The following is a 15,622-nucleotide window of genomic DNA, read 5'->3' on the forward strand; positions in this document are numbered from 1 at the left end:
GCCCTTCATGTTCCAGACGATCGCCGAAGCGAACGCCGTTACAGCGGACGGCCGATGCCCGAGCAGGTGCTCGGATTGTTCACCGCACCGGCGTTGGTGGCGGTGGCGAAGCGGGCGCGGACGGCGTCACGCCAGGCCTTGGTCAGCGGGATGAACTTGTGCGCGCGGATGGCGGCGTCGTTCGGGCCCTGCTCGACACCGTTGACCACGGTGCTGCCGTAGTGGCGGGTCAGGAAGCCGCGCACGTTGGCGCCGACGGTGGCGTTCTTGTAGCACTGGCCGAACACGAAGTTCGTGTAACCCGCGATCGGATAGCCCGCGCTCGGATTGCCGAACACCGGCACCCAGTTGGCGGGGTTCTCGGCAGCAGCGCCGGTCGGCGGCGCCGCCGTTTCCAGGGTCGCCTGCACGCTCACTTCGTCCGGCGAGAAGCCCTTGACCTTGGCGACCTTGGTGGCATCGGTCAGGCTCGGGATCACGTCCGGACCGACATAGCCGATGCGGCCGTCGGCAGCGTAGACCGCGTTGTACAGCGCGGTACCGCCGGTGGCCGGGGCGGCGATGAAGTTCGAAGGCACGGTGGTGAACAGGTTGGCGAAGGTCGACTGCACCGAGAACGCCGGCACGCCGTTGGTCAGCTTCAGGGTGGTGCCGGAGACGTCGGCCGGCTGGCACGCGGCGGTCAGGAAACGGGCCAGCAGTTCGCTGGTGCCGCTGCTTTCGCCACGGTAGACCACCTGGATGGTGCCGCTGCGGGCGCTGTCGATGCTCGACCAGTTGGTGATCTTGCCCGAGAAGATGCCGCAGATCTGGGTGACCGACAGGTCGATCGCCGAACCGGCCTTGTTGAACGGAACGGTGACCGAGGTGGCGACCGACGGGATCTGCACCAGTGCGCCATAGCGGTTGGTGTCGCCGGACACGTTGTAGGTGCTGTTGTAGGTGCTCAGCTCGGTGCTGCTCAGCACCGAATCGCTACCGGCGAAGTGCACGGTGCCGGTGGTGGAGAACAGCGAGGCATTGTTTTCGAGGAAGGCCTTCTTGCCCGTGCCCGAACCGGTCACGGCGTAGCTGAAGTTGGCCGGCAGGATGCTGTCGGCCGCGCCCTTGTAGAGGTCGGCCGGCAGCGACGCGCCGCCGCCGGTCACGGCGGTCTGGGCCGAGGCGGCGCCAGCAGTGGCGAGCAGCGCGGTGGCAACCAGCGCGGCCAGAGTCTTGTACTTGTTCATGATCTTCTCCTGAAGGGTTTACTGCGAAGGGAAACACCGAGGGAGGAACGGTCACTACACGCCTGCTGCCGCCGAGGGCCTCCCAGCCCGCTCTGCGGCGACGTGGCCATGCTGGTCCGCGCCGATGACAAGCCGCTTAAGAAACCTGTGGAAGATCAGGAAAAGGTGTGGAGGATTGTGTGGAGAATCGGCCCATTGCCACATTCCAACGACGCCGCCCGATCGACTGGATGGAATCGACTGGATGGAATCGACTGGATGGAATCGACTGGATGGAATCGACCTGATGGGATCGACCTGATGGGATCGACCTGATGGATTCGACCTGATGGGATCGACCTGATGGATTCGACCTGATGGGATCGACCTGATGGATTCGACCTGATGGGATCGACCTGATGGATTCGACCTGATGGGATCGACCTGATGGGATCGACTGGGTAGAGTCGACTGTTAGTCGACTGCTTTTCACACGCAGCAACGGTCTGAATGCACTCGGTCGCCGCGCTGGTCGACTGACAGTCGACTCTACCCGTGATGCGCGTTGCGCATCACTGCACCAACTGGTTCATTTCCATGATCGGCATCAGCACGGCCAGCACGATCGTCAGCACCACGCCGCCCATCACCAGGATCATGGTGGGTTCCAGCAACGCGGTCAGCGCCATCGCACGGCGCTCGATCTCGCGCGAGATCGTCTGCGCGGCGCGATCCAGTAGCGGCGCCAGCGAACCGGTCTTCTCGCCACTGGCCACCAGATGCACCAGGATCGGCGGATACACCTTCTGTACCTTCAACGCAGCACCCAGCGCAGCGCCTTCGCGTACGCGCGCGGACACGTCATCGGCACAACGCGCCAGCAACGCATTGCCCAGTGTCTGCCGGGCAGCTTCCAACGCGCGCAGCAGCGGCACGCCGGCATCCAGCAGGATGGCCAGCGTCGAGGCAAAGCGCGCACTGTTCACACCCAGCACGAAACGCCCGGCCATCGGCAGCCGCAGCAGCATCGCGTCCCAGCGCAGGCGCAGCTCGGGCCGGCGCAGGGCCAACCGCCAGGCCACCACCAGCGCAGCGATGCCCAGCCCCACCCACACGCCCCAGCTGCGCACGAACGCGCTGGCGGCCAGCATCACCTGTGTGAGCATCGGCAGCGTCTGCCGTGCCTGCACGAACGCGGTCACCACCTGCGGCACCACGTAGCTGAGCAGGAAGATCACGATCGCCACCGATACCAGGCTGATCGCCGCTGGATAGATGAACGCGGTCAGTACCTTGGCCTGCAGCGCATTGCGTTCTTCGATGTAGTCGGCCAGGCGCTCCATCACCCGCGCCAGATCGCCGGAGTCTTCGCCAGCGCCAACCAGCGCCCGATAGATCGGCGGAAAATCGCGTGGCCGCGCGGCCAGCGCCACGGTCAGGCGCTGGCCGGCCCGAACATCTGCACGGACGGCGGTGAGCGCCTGCGCGACGTGCGGGCGCTCGGCCTGCTCGATCACCGCACTCAATGCGCCTTCCAGCGGCAGGCTGGCCGCCAACAGGCTGGCCAGCTGGCGCGTGGCCCAGGCCAGCTCGCTGGCAGACAGCCGGCGAGCGCCCCAGCCACCACCGGCAGTGCGCGCCGCGCGGACCTGTACCGGCGTCAACCCGCGTCCACGCAGCAGCTGGCGAGCACCGCGCGGGCTGTCGGCATCCAACTGGCCCTTCTCGATGCGGCCCTGCGCGTTGGCAGCCTGGTAGTCGAACAGTGCCATGCAGGCCTCAATCGTCGCCGGTGACGCGCAGGATCTCTTCCAGCGTGGTCACCCCGCTGTCGACCCAGCGTTGGCCGTCCTGCCGCAGGGTACGCATGCCCGCACGCCGTGCGGCCTCGCGCAGCGCGGGCTCGCCCTGTCCTTCATGGATCAATGCGCGCACCCGGTCGTCGACCACGAACAGCTCGTGGATGCCCGTACGCCCACGGTAGCCGCTGTTGGCGCAGGCCGCGCAACCCACCGCGCGCCATACGCTGCGGCCCTCGCCATCCAGCTCGGCGCGCCGGCACTGCGTGCACAGCCGCCGCACCAACCGCTGCGCCAGCACGCCGCGCAGCGACGAGGCCAGCAGGAACGGCTCCACGCCCATGTCGGCCAGGCGGGTCACCGCCGAAATGGCATCGTTGGTGTGCAGCGAGGCCAGCACGCCATGGCCTGTCAATGACGACTGCACGGCGATCTGCGCGGTTTCCAGATCGCGGATCTCGCCGATCATGATGGTGTCCGGATCCTGGCGCAGGATCGCGCGCAGCGCGGTGCCGAAGCTCATGCCGATGCGGGTGTTGACCTGGATCTGGCCGATGCCGGCGAAGTCGTACTCCACCGGGTCTTCCACCGTCAGGATATTGCTGGTGCTGCTGTCGAGCTGGCCCAGCGCAGCGTACAGCGAGGTGGTCTTGCCGCTGCCGGTCGGCCCGGTGACCAGTACGATGCCATGCGGCTGCCGGATCAATCCGGTGAACGTGGCCAGGGTGTCATCGGCCATGCCCAGGCGCTGCAGCTGCAGGCGGCCGGCATCCTTTTCCAGCAATCGCAGCACGGCGCGTTCGCCATGCCCGGTTGGCACCGTTGAAACGCGGATATCCAGCGGCCGCCCGCCCACGCGGATCGCAATGCGCCCGTCCTGCGGCAGGCGTTTCTCGGCGATGTCCAGGTGCGCCATGATCTTGATGCGTGATACCAGCGCCGCATGCAGGGCGCGCCGCGGATGCACCATGTCGCGCAGCGTGCCGTCCACCCGGTAGCGCACCACCGAATGGGTCTCGAACGGCTCGATGTGCAGGTCGCTGGCGCCATCGCGTGCAGCCTGTGCCAGCAGCGCGTTGATCATGCGGATCACCGGCGCATCGTCCTGTGCATCCAGCAGATCGGTGACCTCCGGCATGTCCTGCATCAGCCGGTCCAGATCGACCTCGCTTTCGGCGGCACCCACCACCGCAGCGGCATCGCCGCCGTCCCGGTACTGCTCGCCCAGCCGCTGTTGCCAGGCGGTGGCCTCCAGTACCTGGAACGGCAGCGGTCCATGCCGGCGGCGCAGTTCGGCTACGGCCCACGGCGCGGTGTCGGCGGTGCCAAGCAGCACCGGCTCGCCGCCCGCCTCGGACAGCATCACCCCATGGCTGCGCACCCAGGCGTACGGCAGCGGCGCGGCGGCGCTCACGGCCCGATCACCAGTTCCGGCGTGTAGCCAAGCCCGCGCAGCTGCTGCAATGCCGGGTCCAGCGTCGCCGGATCGCGCGGCAATCGCACGCGCAGGCGCTGCCCGCCCTCGCCCGGCGTCGCTTCAGCGTAGGCCTGCAGGCCCAGTGCCCGCACCTGCGCCACCCCCTGGCTGGCGCGCACCGGGTCCAGCCCCTGCGCGAACTGCACCAGCTGCGCATCGCCGTCGCCGGCCGGATACAACGCCGCCAGGCTGGTGTTCTGCAACGGCTGGCCCTGGCCATCGCGCGCATTGCCCTGTCCGAGCACGGACAGGTCCTGCGGCGGCAGCTGCGGCGCCGACAGCGCCGGCAACGCCCAGCTCTGCACCGGCTGCGCACCGGCCTGCGCATTGCGCATATAGTCGTAGCGGTCGCGGGTCAGGCGCTGGCCGGCGGCGGGGTCGCGCACCACATGCGGGCGCAGGAACACCATCAGGTTGGTCTTGCTGCGCTTGCGCGTATCACTGCGGAACAGTGCGCCCAGCACCGGAAGCTTGCCCAGGCCCGGCACCGCGTCGCGGCCGTGGCTGACGTTGTCCTCCAGCAGCCCCCCCAGCACCATGATCTGGCCATCGTCCAGCAGCACGCTGGTATCCAGTGCGCGCTTGTTGGTGATGATGCCGGCGGCACTGTTGGCACTCTGCGCGTCGATGCTGCTGACTTCCTGGTAGATGTCCAGCTTCACCGTGCCGCCCTCGGAAATCTGCGGCCGTACCCGCAGCTTCAGGCCCACGTCCTCGCGCACGATGGTCTGGAACGGGTTGTTGCTGCCGCCGCCACCGTCGGTCACGTAACGGCCGCTGACGAACGGCACGGTCTGGCCAACCATGATGCTGGCCGCTTCGTTGTCCAGCGTCATCAGGTTCGGCGTGGACAGGATGTTGGCCCCGCCCTTGCTCTGCAGCGCGTTGGCCAACGCTTTCATGTTGAGGATCTGGCCGACACCGGGCAGGTTAAGGGTACCGTCGATCACGCCGATCTTCAGGCCATCCCTGGGCAGCACGTCCAGCGTGGTGCGCGCGGTGCTGCTCAGCCCGCTGCCGCCGCTGGCGCCACCGAAGTGCGTGCCACCGAAGGTACGGCCATTGCCCAGCATCCATTGCACGCCCAGCTCGGCCGCATCGGTCTGGTTGACCTCCACGATCAGGCTTTCCACCAGCACCTGCGCACGGCGCTGGTCCAGCTGGTCGATCACCCGCCGCAGATTGCGGTACACCGGTTCCGGCGCAGAGATCAGCAGCGTGTTGGTGGCCACGTCCGCCTGTACCGAGATGCCGTTCTGGCTGAAGCCGGTGCTTCCCGCATCGATCGGGTCGCGGCGGCTCGGGTCCAGCCGCTGCGATTCCAGCGCATTGCCTCCGGTCTTGGCCTGCTGCGGTTGCGACGGCTGCGTGGGCGTGGAGCGGTTGGCCTCACCCGGCAGTGGCGTGATGCCTTCCGTGCTGCCCATTGCCGGTGCATCGCTCTGCCCGGCCACCACGCCACGCAGCACACCGGCCAGCTGGTTGGCCTGGGCGTTGCGCAGGTAGACCACATGCAGATTGCCGGACTCATCCTGGGACCGGTCCAGCTTCTCCACCAGCTGCCGCGCCAGGCGGGTGCGACCGGGGCTGCTGGAACGCAGCAGCACGCTGTTGCTGCGCGGGTCGGCCATCACCACCACCTTCTGGCTGGGCTCGGCGCCCTGTGCATCCAGCAGCGGCGCGACCATCGCCGCGACATCAACGGCAATGCCCTGTTGCAGCTTCACCACGTCGGTGTCCATGCCGGCCGGTGTATCGACGCTGGCGATCACCTGCGCGATGCGCTCCAGGTTGTCGGCGTAATCGGTGATCACCAGGGTGTTGTTGCCGGGATTGGCGGTGATCGGATTGTCCGGGCTGATCATCGGCCGCAGCACCGCCACCAGCGCAGCCGCGTTCTCGTAGCGCAGCGCGAAGGTGCGGGTGGTCACCTCACCGCCGGCACCGCCCGTGCCGACACGTCCTCCCAGCAGCTTGGCATCGGCCTGCGGCACCACCCGGCTGACGCCGCCGTTCTCGACCACCGCGAAACCCCGCATGCGCAGCGCGCCCAGCAGCAACTGGTAGGCCTGGGTACGGCTGACCGGGCCATCGGACACCACCGTCATCTTGCCGGTCACCCGCGGATCGACCAGGAACTGGCGGCCGGTGAAGCGTGCCGCCATGCGCAGCACGCCACCGATATCCGTGTCCACCAGGTTCAACTGCACCGGCTCATCTTGGCTGTCCCGTGCCTGCACCGGTGCCGGCGCGTGCGCCATGCCCACGATCAGGGCCAATGCGGTAGTGCAGGCAAGGCTGCGCATCGCCCTCATGGATGGGCACCCGCAGTGGCCACCATCACGATGTGTCCGGAAATCCGTGCGGCCGGCATGTTCGCATCCCCCGTGCGTGTCAATTGCAGTTGCTGCAGCTCGATGGCCGGGTCGGCCAGCAGCGGCAGCAGCCAGTTCCAGAGCGCATCGGCGGGCACCGCCTGCACCTGCAGGTGCCAGCGCCCGTCGCGCGCTTCGATATGCAGGCCGTCGGCCAGGCCGGCGGTCCTGATTGCATCGCGCAGCCCGGCCAGTGTCGGGTGCTGGCGCTGGGCCTGCTGCTGGCGCTCACGGGCGCGCAGCAGCGGCGCCAGTGCGCGGGACTGCGCCTGCAGCCGCGGCAGTTCAGCCTGCCAGTGTGTGCGCTGCTTCAGCAGGGGCTCCAGCCACAACGACCACAGGCCCGCCACCAGCAGCGCCACCACCATCACCCACAGCATCCGCCGGTCGCGCGGTGGCAGGCGCTGCCAGCGCTGCTGCAGGCGCGCCCATCCCTCACCCCGGCGCAGCGTTCGGGTTGTCACAGCCCCGCTCCGCTCACCCGCAGGCGTCCATCGACTTCGCGCGCCACCTGCAGGCCCTGCGCCTGCACCGCATGCTGCCAGTGCTCAAACCGCTGTGGATCGTCGGCCAATGCCCGGGCGTCGGCATCCAGCTCCATCTTCAGCTGCCCCGGCTGGTAGTGCAGGCTGCGCACCTGCCCGGCCAGCTCCGGAACGGCCTGCAGCGTGGCGGCCACCTGGCGCTGCAGCGGTGGCAATGGCGGCGCCGGCGGTGGCAGCGCAAGTACGCGCCTTGCCTGCACCACCGGGTCCACCACCGTGGTGATCTCCGGAAAGCGTGCGCTGAACTGCCGTGCCATGTCCTGCTGCAGCGCTTCACCCTCGCTTCGCCAACGCGCGACCTGCAACTGCAATCCCAGCGCGGCCAGCAGTACGGCTGCCAATGCCAGCCCGATGGCCAGTCGCGGCGACTGGCGGCTCGCGCCGGGCAACGGCAATGACCACCCCGGCAAGGGCCCGCAGGCCTGTTGCGCAGGCGCGACCGCGCTGGCCGGCAGGTCGTCCGGCCACGCCGGCGGCACGCTGCCGATCCATTGCACGGCCTGCACCCCCGCCTGTTGCAGACGCCCGGCCAGCGCCTGCATCACTGCACACGCGTCACGCCCGCCATGCCATTGGACGAATCCCCGATCGCGCCCGTTGCGCACCAGCAGGTGCGCGCCGCTGACCTGCAGCGTGGCCTGGCCGGGCTGCCAGGGCAGCAGCAGGGGCGTTGGATACAGTGCCTGCAGTTGAAGTGCGCACGACGCCAGCAGCTGTTGAAGTTGCACGATCGCCTGCTGGCCGAGCCAGGCCACCGCAACCGTGCCATCCGCTGCCTGCGCACCGTGGGCCAGCGTGACCTCCTGCAGGTCATCCAGCAGCATCGCCTCCACCTCACCCTGCAGCGCCGACTGCAGGCGGCGCCCGGACAGCGGCGGCAGCTGCAGTTCCAGCAGGATCAGGTCGTTCGGATCAAGGCAGGCATGCACCGTGGCCTGCGGATGCCGCAGGCCCAGCGCCGCCAGCGTGTCGCTGCCGTGGGCCAGCACCGAGCCCTTGTGCAGCTGCACCCAGTCCACCGTGCTGTCGGCGCGCAGCCCCGCCAGCGCCGGCAGGCGCACCCGAAGCCGCGCGGTCATGCGCCGATCCTCGTCCACACCCGTTGTACACGCGCCCCGTCGTCGCGGTACTCGCGCCAGAGCAGCGCGCGGAAATCCACCGCGCTGCCGTCCGCCTGCACCTGGCCGACGGCCAGGAACCACTCGCTATGGATCCCCAGGGGAAGCACCGCCATCTGTTCGTTGCTCAGTTGCAGCCGGTTGGCGATGTCGCCGCGATTGAGCAGCCAATGGCCAGCGTCGCGCTCGCCGAGCAGCGCCTGCAGTCGTGCCGGTTCCACCGCTGGCGTCACCGCCTGCAGAACGCTCAGGTCGCTGGTGTTGGCATTGACCAGGGTCTGCGACGGCAACACCACGGTGCGCCGCGCCAGCGCCTGCAGCGCCACCGGATCGGCACCCGGCAGCGCCTGTTCGATCAGTGACTCGCGCGGCAGCGGTGCCTGCGCCTGCATGTCGCCATCGCGCAGGCGCACCTGGATGTGGTCCGCGGCGGACGCGCACGCGCCCTGGCCCAGCCCTTGCCCGGCACACAACGCGATGAACGCGCGCCGCGCCTCGGGGTCCGGCCTGCCATGCGCAAGGAGATTGCGCAGGTTGAACATCGACTGCGCATCGACCAGCTGCAGCTGCACCGGCAACGGCGCCTGCAGCGCCAATGGGCGCGCCCAGCGCCCGCTGCGCACCGTGGTCAGCTGTTCCTTTACATCCTCACGCAGCTGCTGCGCCGCACGCTCCAGCGTGGCGTCGACCGCCATGCGTACCTGGGCGCGCAACTGCTCGGCACGCAGCGCCCGCAGCTGCGCCGACTGCCGGGTCAGCAGCGCGGTGGCGATCACCGCCACCAGTGCCACCACCAGCAGGGCGACGATCACGGCCATGCCGCGCTGGCGCGTGCACGACGGTGAGTACATCAGCTGTGCCATGGTCGCGCCTCACAGCTGCCAGGAGCCGATGTCCGCGTTTCCGGCTTCACCGCCGGGCTTGCTGTCCGCACCCAGCGAGAACACATCGACGTCACCATGGCTGCCGGGAACCTGGTACTGGTACGGATGGCCCCACGGGTCATTCGGCAACCGGTCCAGGTACGGTGTTACCGGCAGCGCGCCGCTGCCCTGCGGTGGCTTCACCAGCGCCTGTAGGCCCTGTTCGGCACTGGGATACCGGCCGTTGTCCAGCTTGAACAGCTTCAGCGCCTGCATCAACGCCGCAATGTCCTGGCGCGCCGCGACCACCCGTGCCTGGTCCGGCCGGTCCATCAACCGCGGCACGATCAGTGCGGCGAGAATGCCGATGATCACCACCACCACCATGATCTCGATCAGGCTGAAGCCCTGCTGCCGAGCCCTGCGACCACGAACCTGCGTTGCCATTGTTCCGCCCTCGTCATCCTGGAAGAGACCGCTGCACCATGGTCAGCGGTGCATGTGTCAGTACGATAAACATCCACCGCCGATTCGCTGCGCGTGCACCTGCGCGGACAGAATGCGTGCAGACGGTACACAGGCCGCCTCGAGCAGCTGCGGCGGCATCCTGGCCAGCAGGTCATCCAGGCAATCGCGCAGCACTGGATGTGCGCACGCCTGCAGCAGGCGCGCGCACTGCATGGGTGACCACGCCGTTCCGTGGTCGAGGCCGATGAAGGCCCGGTAGGCCTGGTGATAGCGCAGATCGTCGTAGACGCGCTGGGTACTGTTCAGATCGCGCACGACCACCAGCAGGGCCGCACGTTGCAGCAGCCGCGCATCCCCCGCGTCGAGCGGCAATACATGCATGGCCGCTTCGGGCCACGGCCGTAGCACTGGATCGAGCGCGCCTCGCAGTGCCACCAGCGGATGTGCACTGCCGTCCAGTGCCGCCCAGCGCGCTGCGTCCGCCCAGGCATCACTGGAGAGCAGCCAGACCCAGGAGTGGCCGTAACGTTGCACGTTCACCGGTGCATGCCGCGCCTGCTCCAGTGACCGGCTCAGGTGGCGATCCAGCTCCAGCATGCTGATCCTGCGGCTGTCTGCCATCTGCGTCGCCCGTGCTCCGCGACGCATGGTGCGTCGTACTCTGGAGAAGACGTCAGCGAGGCAGGTGAAGCGACAGCGCAATTGCAGCGCTGTGCGCTGCGTGGTGTTTCATCGGCAGCGTCATCGCAGCGTCATGCGCCTGCAGGCTTCGCGCTGCATCCGCGGTGCCTCACCGCCACAACGGCGCGCCAGTACCGCCACGTCGCTGCGCGCAGCGAAGGCAACCAGGGCATCGGTCATGTCCACGTCATCGCACCACGACGCCATCGCACTGCGCACGGCCAGCAGCTGCCAGCCATCCATCACCCCGTCGCCGCCCGCCACGAACCAGTGCCACAGCCGATGGTGCCGCACCTGCTCATGCAGTTGCGCAACGCTGTCGAGGCCATGCATGTCCATCAGCAGCAGGGCACGTGCCAGCGCCGCGGGCGGCAGCGCTCCGGTCTCAGCCAGGGGCAGCAGCAGCTGCTGCAGCCGCAGGAGCATCGCCAGCGGATGCGACTGCGGATCGAATTCCAGCAGCACCCTCTGTTGCTGCCACTGCGCATCGGACACCACGCACACCCAAGGCGAGCCATAGCGGTGCACCATCAGGGGGCGCCGTTGGGTGGTTTCCAGCAGCGCCGACAGATTGCGACGCAGATCCAGCACACCGATGGTCTCGTTGCGCACCCCAGGCTTCTCCTTGCTTGCAACGGCCCTGCGCGGCGCGCACGGCCCGCGCCTTCATCTATCCAAGGACGGCGATGCCACCGGGAAAGCGACGCAGATCCAGCGACAGGGTCAGGCGCAGCTGCTCCAGCGCCGCGTCCGGATCATCGATGCGGAAGCGTCCGCTCACCGGCGCGCGCGCCAACGCCGACTCACCCAGCAGCACCTTGCCGCGGCGATAGCGGTTGATCTCGTCCACCACCTCGCGCAGCGGTGCGCGGCGGAACACCAGCATGCCCTCGGTCCAGGCACTCACCTCGGCAGCGACGGCCTCGGCCACCACGCCACTGAGGCGCTCGTCGTAGCGGGTCTGCTGCCCCGCCTGCAGTTGCAGGCGGCCCTGCGGGTGCTCGATGCGGGCGCTGCCCTGCAGGCAGGTCACCTGCACCCGGCCGTGGGTGTTGCGCACGTCCAGGCGCACCGCGCCTTCATCAGCAATCACGCAGCCCGGGCCGGCGAACAGTGCCAGGCGCAGGCCGGCCCCGGTTTTGATCGCGGCCTGGCCCTGCACCAGCTCGAAACCCTCGCCCTGCGCGTCCACGCGTCGGCGCAGGCTGCTCTGCGTATCCAGTTCGATCTTCAGCTGCGGCGAAGGCGCGATCTGCAGCCGCTCACCGGTGCCGGTGTGGAAATCGGCCGTCATCGCCGTCACCGAGGGCCACAGCCCCAACGGCGGACGGATCGCCGCCACCACTGCCAGGCTGGCGGGGGCGGCAATCGCCGCGCCCAGGAAGGCGCGACGGCTCCAGCGCTGGGTCGGCGTCGGCGCGAGCGGTTGGCGTGCAGCGGCAGGCAGCTGCTCGCCGGCCAGGCGTACCTGCTCCCATTGCCGGCGCGCACGGCCGAATGCTTCGCGATGACGGGGATCAGCCTCGCACCACGCGCGGAAGCTTCGCCCGTCGGCCGCGGTTGCCTCGCCCGAGGTCAGCCGCACCACCCATGCATGCGCCTGGCGCTCGACGGCATCCAGCGGGCGTTGCGGGCGATCGTCAGGATCCATGGGGGCTCATGCCGGACCCGCACGCTGCGGGGTTCTGCTCGGCGTCAAAGTGTAGACGGATGCCGCCGTTCAGAACCGCACCTGGCGCCCCTGCCCGCTGCGTTCGGCCAGGTAGTCCTGGGCCGCCTTCAGCTCACGCTGCACCAGCCGCAGCGACACCCCCAGGTGGTCGGCGACGTCGCGCTGCTGCAGGCCGTCGACGCGGATCGCCAGCAGGATGCGGCGGCGACGCTCGGGCATGCGCTGCAGCAGGCCGACCATGTCCTCCAGCGCGAAGTCCAGTTCGGCCGCCTGCGCCGGGCCCGGTGCCGGGTCGGCCATGTCCATCAGTGTTTCCACTTCTTCCAGGCTGAGCAGGCGGTGGTCGGCACGTTGGCGGTCGATCACGGTATTCATCGCCATGCGCAGCAGATAGGCCGCGGGGTTCTGCACCGCGTCCAGGCGGTCGCGACGCGCGCTCAGGCGCATCCAGGTGTCCTGCAGCGCATCGCCGGCCAGCTCCTCCGAGCCCAGCTTGCGCGCCAGCCGGCGCTTCAGCTCGTCGTAGGCACCCACCAGGTGGTCCATCAGGTCAACTGCCCCAGCCGTACCGTTGCTCATGTTCGAATCCTTGAAGTCATGGAAGGGGCGAGCGACCGCCACAATCGTGGCCGGTGCCGGAAGGACGGATCTGCAGCGTCACCGGTTGGGGCAGCGCCGCGGCCCCGGTCGCCAGCTCCAGGCCCTGCATCGCCTGCAGCAGGCGTGCATCGCGGCGATCACTGCCACTGCCGGACAGCAACGCGGGCTCGCGCACGTGGCCTTCGCGGTCGATGCGGAAGCGCAGCGTGGCGGCGTAGCGGCCGGGCGCGATCTCCGGGTCGTCACAGAACGCCGCACGCAGGCGCTGCTGCAGGTCGCCGTAGCGACGCCGACGTTCGGCCTGGGGGAGTTCAGCACCAACATCGGGGCCGGTCGCCAAGGGCGTGCCCCGGCGCAGCACCACACGCTGCTCGCCGATCACCTCGGCCTCGATACCGGAGTCCTGCAACAGCACCCGCAGTGCCGGCAGCGGCGGCAGGTTGGCGTGCAGCGGATAGCTGCTGCGCCCGGCGGCAAGGTCGCCCGGGTACATCACCGACCACCCGCTGATGACGCTGAAGCGCTCGACCGCCTGTTCCAGCGGCTGCGCCGGGATGTCGTAGGCATGAACAGCGTCCTGCGCCGCAGCGGCAGAGGACAGCAGCAGCCATGCGGCGATCGCCACCTTCCAAGTTCTGACCGCATGGTGTCCATTCAGCCCCCTGACGTAGAACACGTGACCCTCGGCAGCGACAGCAGCTGCAGTGGACGCACCGCGCGGCCGGAAACCCGGCCCGCGCGCGACCCGCAAGCGGGCTCAAACCGTACCCGGGCCACATGTCATTGCGATGACCGCCGCCCACGGCCGGACGTCGAGGCAGGCTCTGTGAAGCCGATCACCCATCAGGAATCAATGACTCGAGCAGACATGATCATCTGCCCTTGGGGTCAGAGCCCGTTGCGAAGCAACGGGATCCGACCCGGACAGATCGCGGGAAGCTGTCAGCCGGCGGGGCGGTATGGCCAGGCAGGACCGTTGGCGCCATGGATGGCGCCATCGAGCCCCCAAGGAAGGGTTTACGGCGTGTCCTGCCTGGCCATACCGCCCCGCCGCCCCAGGGAGCATCGCTGTTGCTGTTGCTCCTGAGGTTGCCGGCCAGCGGCCGGCACTACCTGCGGGTGCCGGGTGCAACCCGGCCGCACCACCATCCGTCACAGCGGCAGCTGGGTCGTCTGCTTGATCCGCTGCATCGGAATCTCGGTCTTGGTGTTCTGCACGCCGGCAATCCGGTTCAGGTGCTGCATCTGGAACTGACGGTAGGCATCAAGATCGGCCACCGCCACCCGCAGCAGGAAATCGCAGTCACCCGCCATCAGATGGCATTCCAGCACTTCCGGGAACGACTTGATGCTGTTGATGAAGTGGTTGGTGGTGTCCTCGTCCTGCCCGCGCAGCCACACCCGCACGAACACTGTGAAGCCACGGCCCACCTTGGCCGCGTTCAACAGCGCCACGTAGCGGTCGATGTAACCGCCCTCCTCCAGCAGCCGCACCCGGCGCAGGCACGCCGACGGTGACAGCCCGACCCGTCGCGCCAGCTCCAGGTTCTGCAGGCGGCCATCACACTGCAGGGCGTCGAGGATGCGTCGATCAAGGCTGTCGAGCTGGTACTGCATGCAATTCCACCTTGGCGGCACATGGCCGCAGGAAATTTCAATCATCCCGAATCAAGTGGCATCAACGCAACCCGATTTCGTGGTTGGCCCGTTAGCATGGAGCACCCCACCCCGTTGTGCCCTCCATGGACGCCCGAACTTCCCTGCCCCTGCCCGATACCTGCGACACCGCGCCGCGCGCCGAATTCCTGCGCGGCCTGCGTGCCGCCGTGCCGGTGATGATCGGCTTCATCCCATTCGCCCTGGTGCTCGGCGCCCAGGCGGCCCAGAAGGGCCTGAGCGCGCTGGAAGTACCGCTGATGACCGGGCTCAACTTCGCTGGCGGCTCGGAGTTCGCCGCCGTCGAACTGTGGACCTCGCCGCCGCACATCGCGTTGATCGTGGCAATCACCGCGCTGGTCAACAGCCGCCACCTGCTGATGGGCGCCAGCCTGGCCCCGTTGCTGCAGCACCTGCCGCGCCGCCGGGTCCTGCCGGCCCTGTTCTTCATGTGCGATGAAAGCTGGGCGATGGGCGTGGCCGATGCGCGCCGCCGTGCCCTTGGATTCAGCCTGGCCTATTACCTGGGCGTCTCGGCGGGCCTCTACACCGTCTGGGTCGCCTGCACCGCGCTGGGCGCGATCGTCGGCCCGCTGCTGGGCGACATCCATGCCTATGGTTTCGACATGGCCTTCCCTGCCGTGTTCCTGGTGCTGCTGCGCGGCATGTGGCAGGGCATGAAAGCGGCGCGGCCGTGGCTGGTCAGCCTGGTGGTGGCCGCAGCCACCTACCTGCTGATCCCGGGTGCATGGTACGTGGCCAGCGGCGCGCTCGCGGGCCTGGCGGCGGCCTGGCTGCTGGCGGAGGATGCGGCATGATGTTCAACGGGCTGATCCACTGGACCTCGGTGCTGACCATCGTGCTGATGGCTGCCGCCACCTACCTGACCCGCATCGTCGGCTTCCTCGCGCTGCGCAACCGCACGTTGAGCAAGCGCGCGGTGACGGTGATGGAAGCCGCGCCGGGCTGCGTGCTGATCTCGGTGATCGCCCCGGACTTCGTCGCCGACCAACCCGCCGACCTGGCCGCGCTGGCGATCACCCTGCTGGCCGCCACCCGGCTGTCGATGCTGCCGACGGTGCTGATCGGCGTCGCCTCGGCCGGCCTGCTGCGCTACCTGATGGGCTGACTGCGTGGTGCGCCGGGCAAAGGCCCGGCGC

The 15,622-nt window shown here is 68.7% G+C and carries 16 protein-coding genes; 2 read left to right on the forward strand and 14 right to left on the reverse strand.

All coding sequences use genetic code 11. The features are described from left to right. Window positions 1–38: 38 nt before the first annotated feature. The 14 genes from LRM18_RS03785 to LRM18_RS03850 form a co-directional block, all read right to left on the reverse strand. Window positions 39–1,229 (reverse strand): substrate-binding domain-containing protein, encoded by a 1,191-nt coding sequence (locus tag LRM18_RS03785; protein WP_057493307.1) that lies wholly within the window; start codon window positions 1,227–1,229, stop codon window positions 39–41. A 551-nt stretch (window positions 1,230–1,780) separates the two neighbouring features. Continuing rightward, complete coding sequence (gene gspF / locus LRM18_RS03790; protein WP_270951303.1) at window positions 1,781–2,980, reverse strand: type II secretion system inner membrane protein GspF; 1,200 nt, start codon at window positions 2,978–2,980, stop codon at window positions 1,781–1,783. 7 nt (window positions 2,981–2,987) lie between these two features. Next, window positions 2,988–4,421, reverse strand: coding sequence for a type II secretion system ATPase GspE (gene gspE, locus LRM18_RS03795; protein WP_270951305.1), 1,434 nt, complete (start codon window positions 4,419–4,421; stop codon window positions 2,988–2,990). Beyond that, a complete protein-coding gene (gspD, locus tag LRM18_RS03800) occupies window positions 4,418–6,799 on the reverse strand; it encodes a type II secretion system secretin GspD (protein WP_270951307.1) in 2,382 nt (793 codons plus the stop codon). Before gspD ends, gspE begins: the two co-directional genes overlap by 4 nt. Next, entirely contained in the window at window positions 6,796–7,323 is a 528-nt protein-coding gene (gene gspM / locus LRM18_RS03805) for a type II secretion system protein GspM (protein WP_057493305.1), read from the reverse strand. Before gspM ends, gspD begins: the two co-directional genes overlap by 4 nt. Next, on the reverse strand, window positions 7,320–8,483 hold the full coding sequence (gene gspL / locus LRM18_RS03810) for a type II secretion system protein GspL (RefSeq protein WP_270951310.1): 1,164 nt from the start codon (window positions 8,481–8,483) through the stop codon (window positions 7,320–7,322). Before gspL ends, gspM begins: the two co-directional genes overlap by 4 nt. After that, window positions 8,480–9,340, reverse strand: a complete 861-nt coding sequence (gspK, locus tag LRM18_RS03815; protein ID WP_154331490.1) for a type II secretion system minor pseudopilin GspK — start codon at window positions 9,338–9,340, stop codon at window positions 8,480–8,482. Before gspK ends, gspL begins: the two co-directional genes overlap by 4 nt. 54 nt (window positions 9,341–9,394) lie before the next feature. Next, window positions 9,395–9,832 carry a type II secretion system major pseudopilin GspG gene (gene gspG / locus LRM18_RS03820; RefSeq protein ID WP_049466480.1) on the reverse strand — a complete coding sequence of 146 codons (438 nt, stop codon included), beginning with the start codon at window positions 9,830–9,832 and terminating at the stop codon, window positions 9,395–9,397. A gap of 57 nt (window positions 9,833–9,889) precedes the next feature. Next, window positions 9,890–10,474: a hypothetical protein gene (locus LRM18_RS03825; RefSeq protein ID WP_270951314.1), complete on the reverse strand. Its 585-nt coding sequence runs from the start codon at window positions 10,472–10,474 to the stop codon at window positions 9,890–9,892. Window positions 10,475–10,594: 120 nt separating this feature from the next. Next, window positions 10,595–11,146, reverse strand: coding sequence for a transposase (locus LRM18_RS03830; protein ID WP_270951316.1), 552 nt, complete (start codon window positions 11,144–11,146; stop codon window positions 10,595–10,597). Window positions 11,147–11,204: 58 nt separating this feature from the next. Further along, a complete protein-coding gene (locus LRM18_RS03835) occupies window positions 11,205–12,185 on the reverse strand; it encodes a DUF4880 domain-containing protein (protein ID WP_270951317.1) in 981 nt (326 codons plus the stop codon). A 69-nt stretch (window positions 12,186–12,254) separates the two neighbouring features. After that, entirely contained in the window at window positions 12,255–12,785 is a 531-nt protein-coding gene (locus tag LRM18_RS03840; RefSeq protein WP_049466488.1) for a sigma-70 family RNA polymerase sigma factor, read from the reverse strand. A 16-nt stretch (window positions 12,786–12,801) separates the two neighbouring features. Beyond that, window positions 12,802–13,482: an STN domain-containing protein gene (locus LRM18_RS03845; RefSeq protein WP_329849286.1), complete on the reverse strand. Its 681-nt coding sequence runs from the start codon at window positions 13,480–13,482 to the stop codon at window positions 12,802–12,804. Between the two features lie 476 nt (window positions 13,483–13,958). Next, window positions 13,959–14,423 carry an Lrp/AsnC family transcriptional regulator gene (locus tag LRM18_RS03850; RefSeq protein ID WP_049468528.1) on the reverse strand — a complete coding sequence of 155 codons (465 nt, stop codon included), beginning with the start codon at window positions 14,421–14,423 and terminating at the stop codon, window positions 13,959–13,961. A gap of 125 nt (window positions 14,424–14,548) precedes the next feature. Between LRM18_RS03850 and LRM18_RS03855 the strand changes: the two genes are divergently transcribed. Together LRM18_RS03855 and LRM18_RS03860 are read left to right on the forward strand one after the other, a co-directional pair. Continuing rightward, a complete protein-coding gene (locus tag LRM18_RS03855; RefSeq protein ID WP_049468526.1) occupies window positions 14,549–15,280 on the forward strand; it encodes an AzlC family ABC transporter permease in 732 nt (243 codons plus the stop codon). Beyond that, window positions 15,277–15,591, forward strand: a complete 315-nt coding sequence (locus LRM18_RS03860) for an AzlD family protein (RefSeq protein WP_057493297.1) — start codon at window positions 15,277–15,279, stop codon at window positions 15,589–15,591. Before LRM18_RS03855 ends, LRM18_RS03860 begins: the two co-directional genes overlap by 4 nt. The last annotated feature ends 31 nt before the right edge of the window (window positions 15,592–15,622 follow it).

Source organism: Stenotrophomonas sp. PI_27, assembly GCF_027854495.1.
Lineage (GTDB): Bacteria > Pseudomonadota > Gammaproteobacteria > Xanthomonadales > Xanthomonadaceae > Stenotrophomonas > Stenotrophomonas pavanii.

Excerpts from the sequence above, each read along its gene's own strand:
- LRM18_RS03785 (WP_057493307.1), bottom strand. The coding sequence starts at position 1,229 with ATGAACAAGTACAAGACTCTGGCCGCGCTGGTTGCCACCGCGCTGCTC.
- gspF (WP_270951303.1), bottom strand. The coding sequence starts at position 2,980 with ATGGCACTGTTCGACTACCAGGCTGCCAACGCGCAGGGCCGCATCGAG.
- gspD (WP_270951307.1), bottom strand. The coding sequence starts at position 6,799 with ATGAGGGCGATGCGCAGCCTTGCCTGCACTACCGCATTGGCCCTGATC.
- gspL (WP_270951310.1), bottom strand. The coding sequence starts at position 8,483 with ATGACCGCGCGGCTTCGGGTGCGCCTGCCGGCGCTGGCGGGGCTGCGC.
- gspK (WP_154331490.1), bottom strand. The coding sequence starts at position 9,340 with ATGGCCGTGATCGTCGCCCTGCTGGTGGTGGCACTGGTGGCGGTGATC.
- gspG (WP_049466480.1), bottom strand. The coding sequence starts at position 9,832 with ATGGCAACGCAGGTTCGTGGTCGCAGGGCTCGGCAGCAGGGCTTCAGC.
- LRM18_RS03825 (WP_270951314.1), bottom strand. The coding sequence starts at position 10,474 with ATGGCAGACAGCCGCAGGATCAGCATGCTGGAGCTGGATCGCCACCTG.
- LRM18_RS03835 (WP_270951317.1), bottom strand. The coding sequence starts at position 12,185 with ATGGATCCTGACGATCGCCCGCAACGCCCGCTGGATGCCGTCGAGCGC.
- LRM18_RS03840 (WP_049466488.1), bottom strand. The coding sequence starts at position 12,785 with ATGAGCAACGGTACGGCTGGGGCAGTTGACCTGATGGACCACCTGGTG.
- LRM18_RS03850 (WP_049468528.1), bottom strand. The coding sequence starts at position 14,423 with ATGCAGTACCAGCTCGACAGCCTTGATCGACGCATCCTCGACGCCCTG.
- LRM18_RS03855 (WP_049468526.1), top strand. The coding sequence starts at position 14,549 with ATGGACGCCCGAACTTCCCTGCCCCTGCCCGATACCTGCGACACCGCG.
- LRM18_RS03860 (WP_057493297.1), top strand. The coding sequence starts at position 15,277 with ATGATGTTCAACGGGCTGATCCACTGGACCTCGGTGCTGACCATCGTG.